The sequence below is a fragment of the Nocardia sp. NPDC051030 genome, assembly GCF_040683015.1.
In the GTDB taxonomy this organism is placed as follows: Bacteria; Actinomycetota; Actinomycetes; order Mycobacteriales; family Mycobacteriaceae; genus Nocardia.
The window spans coordinates 196,800-212,191 of record NZ_JBFBCD010000005.1 but is presented as its reverse complement, the minus strand read 5'-3'; the positions used below and the strand labels follow the sequence as shown (position 1 = coordinate 212,191).

Below are 15,392 nucleotides of genomic sequence, written 5' to 3'. Positions count from 1 at the left end.
CGGTGCGATCGATAGAGACGACCTTCTTCGGCCATCACGAGGCCGATGCGCGTGCCCTGCTGTACTACGAATGGTGTCAGCGAAGTGAATCCGGTTATGCGGTAGCCGAGTTCGGGGAGGAGGTCCACGACCTCACGCACACCGACCGGCCGATCGAGGCGGCCTGCTGGCGGCTCCTGGATCGAGTCGAGGCCGCGCCGCGCCTGCCCGACTGGCCCTACTTCGAAGCGGTGGACGCCGAGCGTGAGCCGGATACCGCAGGCGCAGCACGTGATTCGCCCTCCGCCCGCTCGGGTATTCGCCTCTCCCCGGCGGAACTCTCCGACCGAATCCACGGCGGCTGGCTCGGCCGCTGCGTGGGATGCACCCTCGGCAAGCCCCTGGAGAACGGCTTCGTCTGGACCCCGGATCGGATTCGCGAATACCTGGAACCGGTCGACAGCTACCCCCTGCGCGACTACGTCCCTTTACACGACCAGTCGTCCGAAGACCTCCGATTACATTGGAGCTGGTCGGAATCCACGCGCGGCCACATCGACGGCTGCCCCCGCGACGACGACCTCGACTACACGATCCTCGGCCTGGACCTCCTGGAACAGCACGGCCCCGGCTTCACCACCGCCGACGTCTCCGCCCTCTGGCTCGAGCGCCTCCCCTTCCTGCAGACCTACACCGCCGAACGCGTCGCCTACCGCAATCTCATCGACGGCTTCACCCCACCGCGCACCGCCACCTACCGAAACCCCTACCGCGAGTGGATAGGTGCCCTCATCCGCGCCGACATCTTCGGCTACACCAACCCCGGCAACCCCGCCCGCGCCGCCGCCTTGGCCGCCCGTGAAGCCTCGATCTCCCACATAGGCAACGGCCTCTGGGCAGCCCGATGGTCAGCGGCCCTGATCGCCTCGGCCTTCACCGCCCCTGGCCCGCCCGAAGCCCTGGCCGCCGCCCACTCGGTGATCCCCGACCGCTCCCGCCTGGCGATCGCCCTGACCGAGGTGACCGCGAACCATCGCGAAGACCTCTCCTGGGATCAGGCGATCGCCGAGATCCGCACCCGCCACTCCCACTACAACTGGGTCCACGCCATCGGCAATGCCTGCCTCATCACGGCCGGATTGCTCTGGGGCGAAGCCGATTTCACCAAAACCATCGCCCTCACCGTCCAGGGCGGCTGGGACACCGACTCCAATGGCGCGACGGCAGGCTCGGTCATGGGCGTCCTGACCGGCGCGACAGCCATCCCCGACCACTGGACGGCCCCATTTCACGATCGCCTGCGCAGCGCCGTCTCCGGCTACCCGGAAAACCACATCTCCGGCCTGGCCCGCCGCACCGTCGCACTGGCCGAGTAGTTCCGGAAACGACGAAGGGCGGTGTCCCGGTTCGATGAACCGGGACACCGCCCTCTTCCTCGTCCTCGTCGCGCCGACCTACCGGCGCGAATGCCCTTGCAGGGGCTGGGGATTCGGAGTCTAGCGCTCGACGATCGCGACTACACCCTGACCGCCCGCGGCGCAGATGGAGACGAGGGCGCGGCCGCCGCCCTTCTCCGCCAGCATCTTCGCGGTGGAGGCGATGATGCGGCCACCGGTGGCGGCGAACGGGTGGCCCGCCGCGAGGGAGGAGCCGTTCACGTTCAGCTTGCTGCGGTCGATCGGACCCAGCGCGCCGTCCAGGCCGAGGCGCTCCTTGCAGTACTGGTCGTCTTCCCAGCCCTGCAGGGTGGCGAGCACGACGGAGGCGAAGGCCTCGTGGATCTCGTAGTAGTCGAAGTCCTGCAGCGTCAGGCCATTACGGGCCAGCATGCGCGGCACGGCGTAGGTGGGGGCCATGAGCAGGCCGTCCGGGCCGTGGATGTAATCGACCGCGGCGACCTCGGAGTCCACCAGGTAGGCAAGCGGCGACAGGTTGCGCGCGGCGGCCCACTCGTCGGTGGACAGCAGCACCGCGGACGCGCCGTCGGTGAGCGGGGTGGAGTTGCCCGCGGTCATGGTGGCATCGCCCAGCTTGACGCCGAAGACCGGCTTGAGGGTCGACAGCTTCTCGATGGTCGAGCCCGGGCGCAGGTTGTCGTCGCGGGTCAGCCCGAGGAACGGGGTGATCAGGTCGTCGAAGAAGCCACGGTCGTAGGCGGCGGCCATATTCCGGTGCGACAGGTAGGCCAGCTCGTCCTGCGCCTCACGGGCGATGCCGAATTCCTTGGCGGTGATGGCGGCGTGCTCGCCCATCGACAGGCCGGTGCGCGGTTCGGCATTGCGCGGGATCTCGATGCCGACCATGGACGGACGCAGGCGGCCGACCAGCTTGGCGTAGTCCTTATTGTTCTTGGCGCGGTTGGCGTCCAGCATCCACTCACGCATGGACTCGCTGACGCCGATCGGCGCGTCGGAGGTGGTGTCGGTGCCGCCACCCACACCGGACTCCAAGCGGCCCAGCGCGATGCCGTCGGCCACGGTCTGGATGGCCTGCAGGCCGGTGCCGCAGGCGAGCTGCAGGTCATGGGCCGGGGTGTAGGGGGAGAGGGTCGAGCCGAGCACGCTCTCGCGGATCATGCCGTGCTCGCCGACGCGCTTGAGCACCGCGCCACCGACGACCATGCCCAGCCGCTCACCCTGCAGACCGAAACGGCTGACCAGGCCGTTCAGCGCGGCGGTGAACATATCCTGGTTGGAGGCGTGCGCGTACTTGCCGTCGGAGCGGGCGAACGGAATCCGGTTGCCGCCGAGGATCGCAACGGGGCGGGCCGTTTTGGCAGTCTTGGCCGCGGGCTTCGCCGAACGGGCTTTGGTGGTCACTCGAGTCTCCAGTGTCTCGTCGGGGATGTCCGGCACGCTCGATCCGGCGGGACCGGCGCTGGTCGGTTTACATTAAACTTACTCTGGAGTAAGTTCATTTGTCGACACCGTACCCCGCATATGTGCGCAAGACCGCCCTCGGGGCCTGAGACAAGAGAAGGTAGGAACAGTGGCAGCCAGCAAGAGCAAGGGCGCTCCCAACCTGTACGGATCTTTCATCCACTCCGCCCCCGGCGCCTTCCTGGCCGGCAAGCTCGGCCTGCCGCAGCCGGAGAACCTGCGCCGCTACGTCGCCGGTCAGCCCGCACTGCCGGGCCCGGTACTTGTGGGTGGCAAGGGCCGCGTCGCCGACGCCGTGCGTAACCTGCTGCCGGAGTACACCTTCGCGGATTCCGTCACCCAGGGGGTGAAGGTCGGCGCGCTCGTCTTCGACGCCACCGGGCTCCGCACCATCGAAGAGCTCCAGCAGCTGTTCGAGTTCTTCCAGCCCGCCATGCGCAGCGTCGCCGCCTCCGGTCGCATCCTGGTCGTCGGCACCACGCCCGAACTGACCGCGTCCGTCGACGAGCAGATCGCCCAGCGCGCGCTCGAGGGCTTCACCCGCTCGGTCGGCAAGGAACTGCTGCGCGGCGCCACCGCCAACCTGGTCTACCTGCACCCGGAGGCCGCCGCGGCCGCCACCGGCCTGGAGTCCACCCTGCGTTTCCTCCTCTCCGGCAAGTCGGCCTTCGTCGACGGCCAGGTGTTCCGCGTCGGCAAGGTCGACTCCACCGCCCCCGCCAGCTGGGACAAGCCCCTCGCGGGCAAGGTCGCCGTGGTCACCGGCGCCGCCCGCGGCATCGGCGCCACCATTGCCGAGGTGTTCGCCCGCGACGGCGCGACCGTCATCGTCGCCGATATCCCCGCCGCCGGTGAGGCGCTGTCCGAGACCGCCAACAAGGTCGGCGCGACCGCCCTGGCCCTGGACGTCACCGCCCCCGACGCCGCCGAGAAGCTGGCCGCCTTCGCCACCGAGCGTTTCGGCGGCATCGACATCGTGGTCCACAATGCGGGCATCACCCGCGACAAGCTGCTCGCCAATATGGACGAGGGTCGCTGGAACTCGGTCATCAATGTGAATCTGGCTGCGCCGCACCGCATTACCGAAGGCCTCGTCGCCAAGGGTGCGCTCAAGGAGGGTGGCCGCGTCATCGACGTGTCCTCCATCGCGGGCATCGCGGGCAACCGCGGCCAGACCAACTACGGCGCCTCCAAGGCCGGTGTGATCGGCATGGTGAACGCCGAGGCCCCGAAGCTGGCCGAAAAGGGCATCACCATCAATGCCGTCGCGCCGGGCTTCATCGAGACGGCCATGACCGCCGCCATCCCGCTGACCACCCGTGAGGCCGGTCGCCTCATGAGCTCGCTGCTGCAGGGCGGCCAGACCATCGACGTCGCCGAGACCATCGCCTACTTCGCCTCCCCGGCGTCGAACGCGGTGTCCGGCAATATCGTTCGCGTCTGCGGCCAGTCGCTGATCGGAGCGTAATGAGCCAGAACATCACGCTGAACGAGGTGCCCAAGGCGGGTGGCCTGTACCTCAAGGCCGCACTGGGAGCCCTTCCGCTGCCGGGGATTTCGAACCGCAGCTCCAAGGTTCCGGACCGCACGGTCGAGCTCAATGGCTTCAAGGTCGACCCGGACCATCTGGCGGCGTACTGCCACGCCACCGGGCTGCGCTTCGGTGACGCACTTCCGCTGACCTACCCGTTCGTGCTCACCTTCCCGCTGGCCATGGCCCTCGTGGTGCAGCGTGACTTCCCGTTCGTGGCGGTCGGCGCGGTGCACGCGGAGAACCTGATCGAGCGCACCCGCGAGATCTCGGTGTCCGAGCCGCTCGATATCAAGACCCACGTGGAGAACCTCCGCGAGCACCCCAAGGGCCTGCTGGTGGACTGCATCAGCGAGGTCAATGTCGGCCGGGAACTGGTGTGGCGGCAGGTCACCACCTTCCTGCACCAGCAGAAGACCTCCCTCTCGGGCGGTCCCAAGCCGGAACCCAAGCCGGACGAGGTGCCGCCCGCACCGCTGCGGCAGCTGCGCGTGGATCAGGCCATGATCCACCGCTACGCCGCCGCGTCGGGTGACCGCAACCCCATCCACATGTCCGCGCTCGGCGCGAAGGCCCTCGGCTTCCCCAAGCCGATCGCCCACGGCATGTGGTCGGCCGCGGCCATCCTCGGCGCGATCGAGGGCCGCATCCCCGAAAAGACCACCTACGCGGTCAAATTCGGCAAGCCGATCTTCCTGCCGTCCACGGTCAATGTCTACGCGGACCAGGTCGCGGGCGGCTGGGATCTGTCCCTCAAGAACCCCAAGAAGGGCTACCCGCACCTGACCGCCACCCTCCGCTGACGCGGAACACCCACAAGCCGGGGCCGACCCGCGGTGGTTTCCGAACCACCGCACCGGCAGACCACCCCAGGTAAGGTCTGCACCTTCGGCCCCCACCGGGGCGGGACGAGAGCCGCACCCCGATCCACACCGAATGTCGCCACGCAGGGGTTTCTACATTCGGAACGGATCGGAGTGCGGCTCTGACGTTTTCAGCGGCAGCCAGGCTCAGCGGAGGTTGGGCTCAGCAGCTGCAATCACAGCAGCCGCAATCACAGTCGCAATCGCCGCAGCTACAGCAATTGCAGCAGTCACCGCAGTCGCAGCAGTCGGTGCAGTCGCACAGGTCGCGCTTGTGCCAGGATTCCTTGCGCTCACCGGTGCAGGGGCGGGTGTGGTCGGCGCAGCAGGCGTAGCCCGTGCAGTACTGCGTGGCGACGATGCCGATGCCCTCCCAGAAACCGGGGCGGCGGAACGGCGTCCGGGGCGGTTCGACCCCGTGCATCCCATTGATGCTCGGGGTGTGGACGGCGTTCAATGGCACCACGGATTTGAACCAGCGCGTGGAACCCGCCTCGCCCGCAGAGGTTTCCAGGTTCGGCGTGGAGTGGTTGACCGTCGATGGGCGTGATCCACAGGCGCGCGTTGTGCAGGCGTGGATAACTCCAGCGGCGCGGCCGAGCTTGCGGATGACGCCACTGAGCGGATCCAACAGCATCCAGCGGACGGTAGGGGTGGCGTCCAGTCCGGCTCGGACCAGGGCGGCCCGGAGGAGTGAATTCGATTCGCGCAGTAGTGAGTGCGCTTCCTCGGGGGCGGTGCCGGTGGCGGCCAGAGGGTTGAATCTGCCGCTCGCACGGTCGTCGTCCAGGTCTTCGATCGCGTCGGCGAGGTGGGCGATGCGGCCGAAATACCAACCGGCTTCCCGCAATGCGGCCAAATTCTCGGGGCGGTCGGCGAGAACGGCGGTGTGCGCGAACAATTCCGCCGCGCACAGCTGCGTAGGAGCGGTCAGCGCGTCCAGCAACTCTCGGCGGTCGAGTTGTGCGAGGGCGTCTGGATCACTGTGGGAGAGCCATTTCCCCGAGCTCGAGTCCTGCGCCCCGCCTCCGAGGCCGTCGGGGCGGATATCCACGCCCACAGCTGATATGGGGGCGGTCCGGTCGGGCGCGTTGCTGGGCACCGCCGTGGTCAGGCCGCGAGTGGCGACGGCGTGCTCGAGCGGGGCCTGGGATTCGATTGCGGCGATGAGGGGCCCGATATCGAGGCCGATGGGGGTCGCGGCGGCCCGGGCCCGGGTGTGCCAGCGGGTCGAGACGCGGCCGAGGGGCCGTTGGGCGAGGCGGCGGGTATCGCCGTCTTCGATGTGGTCGCGAATCTTGGCCGCGCCCAAAAGGAGTGAGGCTGTGGCGGCGAGTTGGACGCCGGGGGAATTCGACGGAGCGACCTCGGCGCGGCGCATGCCGCGCAGCGGGCAGGGTCCGGCGGTGGCGCGAGCGGCGGGACCGGACTGCTGGGCTTCGGTGAGAACCCCGAGCAGGAGGGCGTCGGTATTGGTGGCGGCGCGGGCGAGCTGACCGTGCCCATCGCGGAGGCCTAGGCAGAGACCGCACATATGGGTTTGCCAGGTGGTGGCATCGATCCCGTACTTGGCAGCGCTGTGCGCGCAGGGCTTCAGCAGTCCAAACAATGCGTGCTCCCCGATCCCCCGGCCGATGAACCAGTCGGTCCTACAACATGATCGGAGCGAACTCTGGCAGGCCGCGCCCGCCGGGGCAACTCAGGCTTGTTCGGCCTTCTTCTTATTGCCGGACAGGCCGCGCCAGGCCAGATTGTCCAGCAGGTCGACGGCCTGCCCCATCTCCACCGTGCCATTGGCGACCCGGTCGGCAATGGCCTCGCCCGCACCGATCACGGCCACCGACACCACCTCGAAATTGGTGCCGGGCTCGGCGTACTTGGCGCTGGATTCGAGCAACTTGGCGGTGAGTTCGATGACCCGGTCGCGGCTGTTGGAGATCTCCGACGCGAAGGGTTGCTGGGCGAGTGCCTGCCGGTAGAGGACCTGCCAGGAGAGCCGGTTCTGATCCACATACGACAGGAAGGCCTCGAGGCCCGCGCGAAGTTGTTCGTGCGGGGTCAGCTTCGGGTTTCCGGCAACCGCGACGGCCTCGATGAAGCGCATGCTCTCGCGGTGGATGCACGCGCGGAACAGTTCGTCCTTGGAGCCGTAGTAGAGGTAGAGCATCGGCTTGGAGATCTTCGCCTCGGCGGCGATCGCGTCCATGGAGGTGTCGTGATAACCCTTGCGCGAGAAGACCTCCACGGCGGCGTCGAGCATCTGCTGCTCGCGCACCGCGCGAGGAAGCCGTTTCGTTCCGCCAGCCATTCACTCTCCTAGGACAAGTTCGAAGCCCCTATCTTACTCCAAGGTAAGTTCCGCGAACGTGAATTGCCGGTGATTCGCCGACCAGGGGACTCACAGCGGACTCAGCATTGCGGTGCGGTGCCCTTGAACTTTGCCATGCGCAACACCGAGGCATCCACTTGGTCCGCCTTCAGACGCCCGTTCTTGACCGCGTCCTCGAGCCGATCGAGCACCTGCGGCACCGCGTCGGTGGTGATCCACAGGGCATTGTCGGCCCCCGCGACCAGGGCGTGTTCCACCGCCTCCTCGATGCTCATGCGATTGGTGATGGCCGCCATGCCGCCCAGGTCATCGGTGAAGATCACACCATCGAAGGGTGCCGCATCGTAGCCAGTGCCCTGCCTCAGCAGGTTCATCACCTCCGGGCTGATGCTGGCCGGAACGCCCGGCGTGGTGAGCCCGGGCACGTCCAGATGCCCGACCATGACCGCCGCCCCGGAGCCGATCAGCGTGCGGAACGGCACCAGATCCTTATCCTGCAGCTGATCGAGCGGAGGCGTCTGCACCGCACCGGTGTGCGAATCGCCAGAACCGGATCCGTGACCCGGGAAATGCTTCATGACCGTGCCGACGCCCGCCTCCTTCAGTGCGCGAATGTAGGCCCCCGCGTAATCCACCACCACGCTCGGATTGTCGGAGAAGGACCGGTCACCGATCACCGAATCATCCGGCTGGCTGCTGACATCCACGTCGGGCGCGAAATCCACGGTGATGCCGAGCGCCTTCAACTTCTGCGCCCGGTCCAGGCTGAACTGGTAGAACTGCTCCGCGCTCATCTCGCGCACGGTCTCCCGCGCCGACGGTGCGATGCCGATCAGGTCCTTCACCCGCGAGACGCGACCGCCCTCCTCGTCGATGGTCACCATCAGGGGAGTCCGTGAAGCCTTCTGCACCTTGTCGATCTGATGCTGCGCCAGCAGCGCCTTATCGGTCCAGCCGCCCACGAAAATGCCGCCGACCTGCTCGGTCTTCACCACATTCTCGGCATCCGCCTCCCCGGTGACGCCGACCGTCAGCAATTGCGCCAGCTTCTGGCGCGTACTGAACTGCGACAGATACCCCGCCGCGCAATTCTGTGGTCCCGGCGTGGTGGTCGGGGCGGCGGTGGTGCCGCTGGATTCCGTAGTGCTCGATGCCGATTCGTTCGACGTCCCGCCGCCTCCCGAACAAGCGGTCAGCACGACAGCGGTCATAGCGAGGACGATCCCCGGAGCAAGGCGCATGAATCCGACGGTAGCCGCCGGTGCGCGTCCCGCCTACTGCGACACCGGCCTCGCACCCCCGCGGCGGCGGGTCGCCGGGCAGCTGCCTCGCGCAACAGGGCAATCCTCGCGAAACGGCAAGCGGCTCCCGGTTCTTCGCACCGGAAGCCGCAATTGCCAAGGCACAGTTACTGCTTGGGTAGCTCGTGATGGCCGCCGAACGCCTGGCGCATGGCCGACAGCACCTTGTCCGCGTAGAGGGATTCGCCGCGAGAAGAGAAGCGCTGGAACAGGGACGCGGCGAGGACGGGCGCGGGGACGCCCTCATCGATGGCGGCATCGAGGGTCCAGCGGCCCTCACCGGAGTCGGAGACCCGGCCACCGAAGGAATCCAGATTGGGATCGGCGTACAGGGCGGCGGCGGTGAGATCCAGCAGCCAGGACGCGACCACCGAGCCGCGCCGCCACACCTCGGTGACCTCGGGGATGTCGATGTCGTATTGGTAGTACTCGGGGTGTTCGAGGGGAGTGACCTCGGCGGAGTGCTCCGTATCGGTCTCGGTGCCGATATCGGCGCGCTGCAGGATGTTCATGCCCTCGGCGTAGGCGGCCATCGCGCCATATTCGATGCCGTTGTGCACCATTTTCACGAAGTGCCCGGCACCGGCCGCGCCGCAGTGCAGGTAGCCCTGCTCGGCCTGGGAGGGTTCACCGGTGCGGCCTGGGGTGCGGGGCGCGGCGTCGACTCCGGGCGCGATGGATTTCAGCAGCGGGTCCAGGTACGCGACGGTGGCGGGTTCGCCGCCGATCATCAGGCAGAAGCCGCGGTCCAGGCCGAACACGCCGCCGGAGGTGCCGATGTCGACATAGTGAATGCCCTTGGGCTGCAAGGCCTCCGCCCGCTTGATGTCCTCGTGGTAGCGGCTGTTGCCGCCGTCGATGATGATGTCGCCGGGTTCGAGTACGTCGGCCAGCTGGTCGATGACCGCGCCGGTCGCGCCCGCCGGGATCATGACCCACACCACGCGGGGCGTTTCCAGCATGGCCACGAATTTGGGGAGGTCGGTGGTACCGGCGAAGCTGTCACCGAGTTCCGCGCCGAGTTGATCGATGGTGGAGGCGTGGCGTTCGAAGCCGACCGCGGTGTGCCCGTCCTTGACAATGCGACGCACGATATTGGCGCCCATCCGGCCGAGCCCGATCATTCCGAGCTGCATCTGATCTCCTCTGAGTCGTCCTGAGAGTTCCTCTTGTGAGTCCGAGTCCAGTACCAGTAGGCGACGAGTCGGCATGCTCGAACCGCGACCGTCTCGATTGTCCCAGTTGTAGCCGAATGGAAATTTTTCCGGGTTGGTGTGGCGGGTGTGTAACGCCTTCGAGTGGTTCTCGATAGACGGGGTGGCTCCGTGCTGTTGCCAGACCCCCGACCCGGCAACCGCACGGGGCTCTTTCATTGCCTCCGGACGTCCTCGAGCGCTCTGTTGCACAGAGTTTGCTATGCGTCTGATCGAGCTGCGATTGTCGGTATCGCCCACTATGGTGGGCGATGGGCTCGCGCCGTGCGGGTTCGTCGAGCCATTTGGGAGGATGGTTAGTGACCAGCGGAAGTCCCGGGAGGCACGCGCGTGCGCGGCAGAGCTCCGAGAAATCGGCGCCCGGACGGCAATTCCTGAACTCCGACACGGCGCGTCGCGTGGGGATCGCCGCAGGTGTGCTGATGGCCGTCGGCGGTGTGGCTTTCGCGGTGGATTGGTCGCTATCGTCCGGGCATGCGCCGCGCGGGGTGCAGGTCGCCGGTATCGATATCGGCGGCCTCGATCGCTCTGCGGCGCAGACCACATTGGAAAACGAGCTGAACCGGCGCATAGCGCAACCCCTGACCGTCCGAATCGGTGATGTGACAGCCGATCTGATCCCGCGCGACGCGGGCCTGGGCGTGGACTGGGACGCCACCTGGGACCGCATCGGCGGGCAGCCGATGAATCCCCTCACCCGCGTGTGGTCGCTGTTCGGCACCCGGAATGTGGAGCCCGCCGCCACCATCGAGGACACCGCCATGGACCGGCAGCTCCAGGCGCTGCGCACGCACGACCGCCAGCCCGTCGAAGGCGGCGTGGTCTTCGAGCAGGCCAGACCCGTGCCGGTGCGGCCGGTGCCCGGTCGAGTACTCGACGTGGCCGCCGCCCGCGGTGCCCTGGCGGATCATTGGGCCGATGGCTCGGTGCTGGAACTGCCCGCCGCGGAAACCCAGGCGCAGGTGCGGCCCGAGGCGGTCGACCGGGCGCTGCGGGAGGTCGCGCAGCCCGCGGTCAAGGCCCCGGTCACCTTCACCGGCAAGGGCGGCAATGCCACCCTGGATCCCGCGCAGATCGGCGGCGCGCTGTCCTTCCACCCGGATGACCAAGGCGGACTTGCCCTCTCGTACAACACCGAGGCGCTCATCGCGGCCCTGGAACCGCAGCTGCATCCCACCGAGGTGGAGCCCAAGGACGCCACCTTCGATATCAGCGGCGGCCGCCCCACGGTGCTCCCCGCCGTCGTCGGCGACACCATCAACTGGGACAAGACCTTCGAAGGCCTTGCCGCGGTCCTGGTTTCGCCGGACGCGCGATCCAAAACCGTCGTCTACGAACAGATTCAACCCAAGCTGAGCACCGACGACGCCGAGAAGCTCGGCGTCGTCCAGATGGTCGGCTCCTTCACCACGGGCGGCTTCAGCGGCCCGTCCGGCGTGAATATCCGCACCGTGGCCCGCAAGGTGAACGGCGCGGTGGTGCGGCCGGGAGATACCTTCTCGCTCAATGACTTCACCGGTACGCGCGGTGTCGAACAGGGTTATGTCGAATCCGGCATCATCAACAATGGTCGTCCGGCGGTGGCAGTGGGCGGCGGCATCTCGCAGTTCGCGACCACGCTCTACAACGCCGCCTACTTCGCGGGCCTCGAGGACGCCGGGCATACCGAGCACAGCTACTACATTTCCCGCTATCCGGCCGCGCGCGAGGCGACGGTGTTCGACGGCGCGATCGATCTGAAGTTCCGCAACAACACCCCCTACGGCGTCTACATCGAGACCTCCGCGGGCGACTCCGAGGTGACGGTGCGCATGTGGAGCACCAAAACCGTTGAGGTGGAGTCCATCACCGGTGACCGCAACAAGCCCACCGAACCCACTACGGTCACCCTCCCCAAGGGCAAGAACTGCATCGCCTCCGAGGGCGCGCCCGGCTTCACCACCTCCGACACCCGTGTCATCCGCGATTCCCGTACGGGTAAAGAGATTTCGCGACATACCCGCACCGTGAAGTACGACCCGATCCCGGTCGTCAAGTGCGAATGATTCCCCGCAGCAGGCGGTCCACATGCTCGGCCGCCCGTTCCGGTTCCAGCGGCCGTCCGGTCAGCAGGCGGTACCAGAACACCCCGAACAGCTGGTCCGCGGCGTAATCCGCATCGATATCCGCCGTCAGTTCACCACGTTCCACGGCTCGGGTCAGCAGTTGTGTCACCACGGCGCGCCGACCGTCCACCCATTCCCGGAAGGCTTGGGCGAATACGGAATCCAGCTGCGCCTCGGCCATGAGCCCGCGAAGGGCCTTGGCCCGCACCGGATATGCGTCGATCCGATACAGCTGGGTGGTGAATTCCACCAGGTCGCCGCGAATATCGCCGGTATCGGGTGCGGGTACTCGCTGTTCGACGGTCTGCCGGTAGGCGTCCATCACCAACTGCGGCTTGGACTTCCACCACCGGTAGATGGTGCTCTTGGCGACGTTCGCCCGCTGTGCGACGCCCTCCATGGTGACGCGCTGGTACCCGATCTCCTCGACGAGTTCGGCGGTCGCGCTCAGTACGGCGTCGTGGGCGTCCTGGCTGCGTACCCGCCCTCCGGTGCGGGCTGTGCGGTCGGCTGTTGACACCGCCTCACCGTAGCAGTACGTTCTCATTTATTCGAAACGAAACGTCGCGTTTCGATTAACGCAGCACCCCGATGGAGAGTAATCATGAGCACGATCGTCATTTCCCACGGATACGCCATGAGCAACGACGACCACTGGTACCCCTACCTGCGCGAACAGTTGCAGGCCTCCGGTGACGAGGTGCGCATCCCGCAGTTCCCCGAGCCCGCCGCTCCGGTCGCCGCAGACTGGCTGGAAACCCTCCAGAAGCAGGTCGCCGACCTCGATCCGGCCGACACCGTGCTGGTCGCACACAGCCTCGGCGGCGTCAATCTGCTGAATATGTTGCAGCGGCACGATATCGAGGGCCGGGGCCCCTTCGCCGGTGTCGTCTTCGTCGCCTCCATGGCGGGTGAGGTCGGCTACGACGCCCTCGCCGCCTTCTTCGAGAACGGCTTCGACTGGCCGCGAATCCGTGCCGCCGCCAAGAACTTCCGCGTCCTGCACGCCGCCGACGACCCGGTCACCGCCGCCGCCACCCCCGAACACATCATGCGGTTCGTGACCGAACTGGGCGCTATCGCAACGGTCACTCCCACCGGCGGCCATTTCCCCACCACCCCGGACCAGCGCCTCGAACTCCCCGAAGCCCTCCGCCTGGTCCGCGAGGTTCAGGGCCGCTGACCGGTCGCGGATACAGCACTGCGGCCCGGGGTGAACCCCGGGCCGCAGTGTGTCTTTTCCGGTATGGAAAGTGTTGTGCGCGTGCTTAGAACGCGGCTTCGTCCAGCTCCATGATGTCGTTGTCGAGGTTCGACAGCACGGTGCGGGTCGCGGTCAGCTCCGGCAGCACATTGCGGGCGAAGAACTGCGCGGTGGCGACCTTGCCGGTGTAGAACGGCTCGGTGGAGCCATTGTCCAGGGCCTTGATCGCGACCTCGGCCTGCGCCAGCAGCAGCCAGCCGATGACCAGGTCACCGACGGCCATCAGGAAGCGGACCGAACCCAGGCCGACCTTGTAGAGCTCCTTCGGGTCCTGCTGAGCGCCCATCAGGTGCCCGGTCAGGGTGGCGGCCATGCCCTGCACGTCCTCGAGGGCGGTGGCGAGCAGCTTGCGCTCGTTCTTCAGGCGGCCGTTGCCACCCTCACGCTCGATGAACTTCTGGATCTGGCCGGCCACGTGCGCCAGGGCCACACCGCGGTCGCGGGCGATCTTGCGGAAGAAGAAGTCCTGCGCCTGGATGGCGGTGGTGCCCTCGTACAGCGAGTCGATCTTGGCGTCGCGGATGTACTGCTCGATCGGGTAGTCCTGCAGGAAGCCGGAGCCACCGAAGGTCTGCAGCGAATCGGTCAGGTACTGGTAGGCGCGCTCGGAGCCGACACCCTTGACGATCGGGAGCAGCAGATCGTTGACGCGGAACGCCAGATCCTTGTCCGCACCCGAAACCAGCTGGGCGACATCCTCGTTCTGGTGCGCGGCGGTGTACAGGTACACGGCGCGCAGGCCCTCGGCGTACGCCTTCTGCATGGCCAGCGAACGACGCACGTCCGGGTGGTGGGTGATGGTGACGCGCGGGGCGGCCTTGTCGGTCATCTGGGTCAGGTCGGCACCCTGGACGCGGATCTTGGCGTACTCCAGCGCATTCAGGTAACCGGTCGACAGGGTGGCGATGGCCTTGGTGCCCACCATCATTCGAGCGTTCTCGATGACGTCGAACATCTGCGCGATGCCATTGTGGACCTCGCCGACCAGCCAGCCCTTGGCGGGCACGCCGTGGCCGCCGAAGGTGACCTCACAGGTGGCCGAAACCTTGATGCCCATCTTGTGCTCGACGTTCGTCACGAAGACGCCATTGCGCTCGCCGAGGGTCTGGGTCTCGAAGTCGAAGTGGAACTTCGGCACGTAGAACAGGGACAGGCCCTTGGTGCCCGGTCCGGCGCCCTCGGGGCGGGCCAGCACCAGGTGCATGATGTTCTCGAACAGGTCGTCGGAGTCGCCCGAGGTGATGAAGCGCTTGACGCCCTCGATGTGCCAGGAGCCGTCTTCCTGCTGCACGGCCTTGGAACGGCCCGCGCCGACGTCCGAACCGGCATCCGGCTCGGTCAGCACCATGGTGGCGCCCCAGTTGCGGTCGGCGATGATCTGAGCCCACTTCTTCTGCTCATCGGTGCCGTTGTTGTAGAAGACCTGCGCGAAACCCGCACCGGCGGCGTACATCTGGGCCGGGGGGTTGGCGCCGAGGATCATTTCGCCGAGGGCCCAGGTGAGGGCGCTGGGGGCGCCGAGGCCGCCGAGCTCCTCGCGGACGCCGACCTTGGCCCATTCGCCCTCTTCGAGCGCGCGGTAGGACTTCTTGAAGGACTCGGGAAGGGTGACCGTGTGGGTCTCGGGATCGAAGGTCGGCGGGTTGCGATCGCCGTCGACGAACGAGTCGGCGAGCGGGCCTTCGGCCAGACGGCGAACTTCGTTCAGCATTTCCTTGGCGGTCTCGGTGTCGAGGTCGCCGTAGGCGCCACCGTCGAGGAGGGATCCGAGGCCGAGGAACTCGAACAGGTTGAACTCGAGGTCGCGGACATTGCTCTTGTAGTGACCCATGGTCGTTCACTCTCCATTGAGATGGGTGCGGTTCGGTTACGCCGTTCCCGCCCGTTGTTGGCCACCGGGTAGACACCGTAAAGCAGCGCCTACTGG

The 15,392-nt window shown here is 67.1% G+C and carries 12 protein-coding genes; 5 read left to right on the top strand and 7 right to left on the bottom strand.

Annotation, left to right across the window (positions count from 1 at the left end; all coding sequences use genetic code 11):
• Positions 1–2 precede the first annotated feature (2 nt).
• Complete coding sequence (locus AB0N05_RS18615) at positions 3–1,355, top strand: ADP-ribosylglycohydrolase family protein (protein ID WP_364695210.1); 1,353 nt, start codon at positions 3–5, stop codon at positions 1,353–1,355.
• A gap of 120 nt (positions 1,356–1,475) precedes the next feature.
• On the opposite strand, the gene AB0N05_RS18610 is transcribed toward AB0N05_RS18615, so the two are convergent.
• On the bottom strand, positions 1,476–2,798 hold the full coding sequence (locus AB0N05_RS18610) for an acetyl-CoA C-acetyltransferase (protein ID WP_364695207.1): 1,323 nt from the start codon (positions 2,796–2,798) through the stop codon (positions 1,476–1,478).
• A 169-nt stretch (positions 2,799–2,967) separates the two neighbouring features.
• Between AB0N05_RS18610 and AB0N05_RS18605 the strand changes: the two genes are divergently transcribed.
• Together AB0N05_RS18605 and AB0N05_RS18600 are read left to right on the top strand one after the other, a co-directional pair.
• On the top strand, positions 2,968–4,326 hold the full coding sequence (locus tag AB0N05_RS18605; protein WP_364695204.1) for a 3-oxoacyl-ACP reductase: 1,359 nt from the start codon (positions 2,968–2,970) through the stop codon (positions 4,324–4,326).
• Positions 4,326–5,192 carry a MaoC/PaaZ C-terminal domain-containing protein gene (locus tag AB0N05_RS18600; protein ID WP_364695201.1) on the top strand — a complete coding sequence of 289 codons (867 nt, stop codon included), beginning with the start codon at positions 4,326–4,328 and terminating at the stop codon, positions 5,190–5,192. Before AB0N05_RS18605 ends, AB0N05_RS18600 begins: the two co-directional genes overlap by 1 nt.
• Before the next feature lie 223 nt (positions 5,193–5,415).
• Here the strand turns inward: AB0N05_RS18600 and AB0N05_RS18595 are convergent, their stop codons facing one another.
• The 4 genes from AB0N05_RS18595 to gnd all read right to left on the bottom strand — a co-directional run bounded on the left by AB0N05_RS18595 (position 5,416) and on the right by gnd (position 10,018).
• The gene (locus AB0N05_RS18595) at positions 5,416–6,861 is read right to left on the bottom strand and encodes a DUF5685 family protein (RefSeq protein ID WP_364695198.1); all 1,446 of its coding nucleotides are present in this window, start codon (positions 6,859–6,861) and stop codon (positions 5,416–5,418) included.
• A 90-nt stretch (positions 6,862–6,951) separates the two neighbouring features.
• The gene (locus AB0N05_RS18590) at positions 6,952–7,560 is read right to left on the bottom strand and encodes a TetR/AcrR family transcriptional regulator (protein WP_364695195.1); all 609 of its coding nucleotides are present in this window, start codon (positions 7,558–7,560) and stop codon (positions 6,952–6,954) included.
• Positions 7,561–7,661: 101 nt separating this feature from the next.
• Positions 7,662–8,822: a glycoside hydrolase family 3 N-terminal domain-containing protein gene (locus tag AB0N05_RS18585; protein WP_364695193.1), complete on the bottom strand. Its 1,161-nt coding sequence runs from the start codon at positions 8,820–8,822 to the stop codon at positions 7,662–7,664.
• A 167-nt stretch (positions 8,823–8,989) separates the two neighbouring features.
• Positions 8,990–10,018 carry a phosphogluconate dehydrogenase (NAD(+)-dependent, decarboxylating) gene (gene gnd / locus AB0N05_RS18580; RefSeq protein WP_364695190.1) on the bottom strand — a complete coding sequence of 343 codons (1,029 nt, stop codon included), beginning with the start codon at positions 10,016–10,018 and terminating at the stop codon, positions 8,990–8,992.
• Positions 10,019–10,494: 476 nt separating this feature from the next.
• On the opposite strand from gnd, the gene AB0N05_RS18575 reads away from it, so the two are divergent.
• A complete protein-coding gene (locus AB0N05_RS18575; protein WP_364695187.1) occupies positions 10,495–12,141 on the top strand; it encodes a VanW family protein in 1,647 nt (548 codons plus the stop codon).
• Here the strand turns inward: AB0N05_RS18575 and AB0N05_RS18570 are convergent.
• Positions 12,128–12,721 (bottom strand): TetR/AcrR family transcriptional regulator, encoded by a 594-nt coding sequence (locus AB0N05_RS18570; protein WP_364695184.1) that lies wholly within the window; start codon positions 12,719–12,721, stop codon positions 12,128–12,130. The two genes, AB0N05_RS18575 and AB0N05_RS18570, sit on opposite strands and share 14 nt — an antisense overlap.
• Positions 12,722–12,805: 84 nt before the next feature.
• On the opposite strand from AB0N05_RS18570, the gene AB0N05_RS18565 reads away from it, so the two are divergent.
• Positions 12,806–13,384 carry an alpha/beta fold hydrolase gene (locus AB0N05_RS18565; protein WP_364695181.1) on the top strand — a complete coding sequence of 193 codons (579 nt, stop codon included), beginning with the start codon at positions 12,806–12,808 and terminating at the stop codon, positions 13,382–13,384.
• A gap of 85 nt (positions 13,385–13,469) precedes the next feature.
• Here the strand turns inward: AB0N05_RS18565 and AB0N05_RS18560 are convergent, their stop codons facing one another.
• Positions 13,470–15,296 (bottom strand): acyl-CoA dehydrogenase, encoded by a 1,827-nt coding sequence (locus AB0N05_RS18560; RefSeq protein WP_364695178.1) that lies wholly within the window; start codon positions 15,294–15,296, stop codon positions 13,470–13,472.
• Positions 15,297–15,392 lie beyond the last annotated feature (96 nt).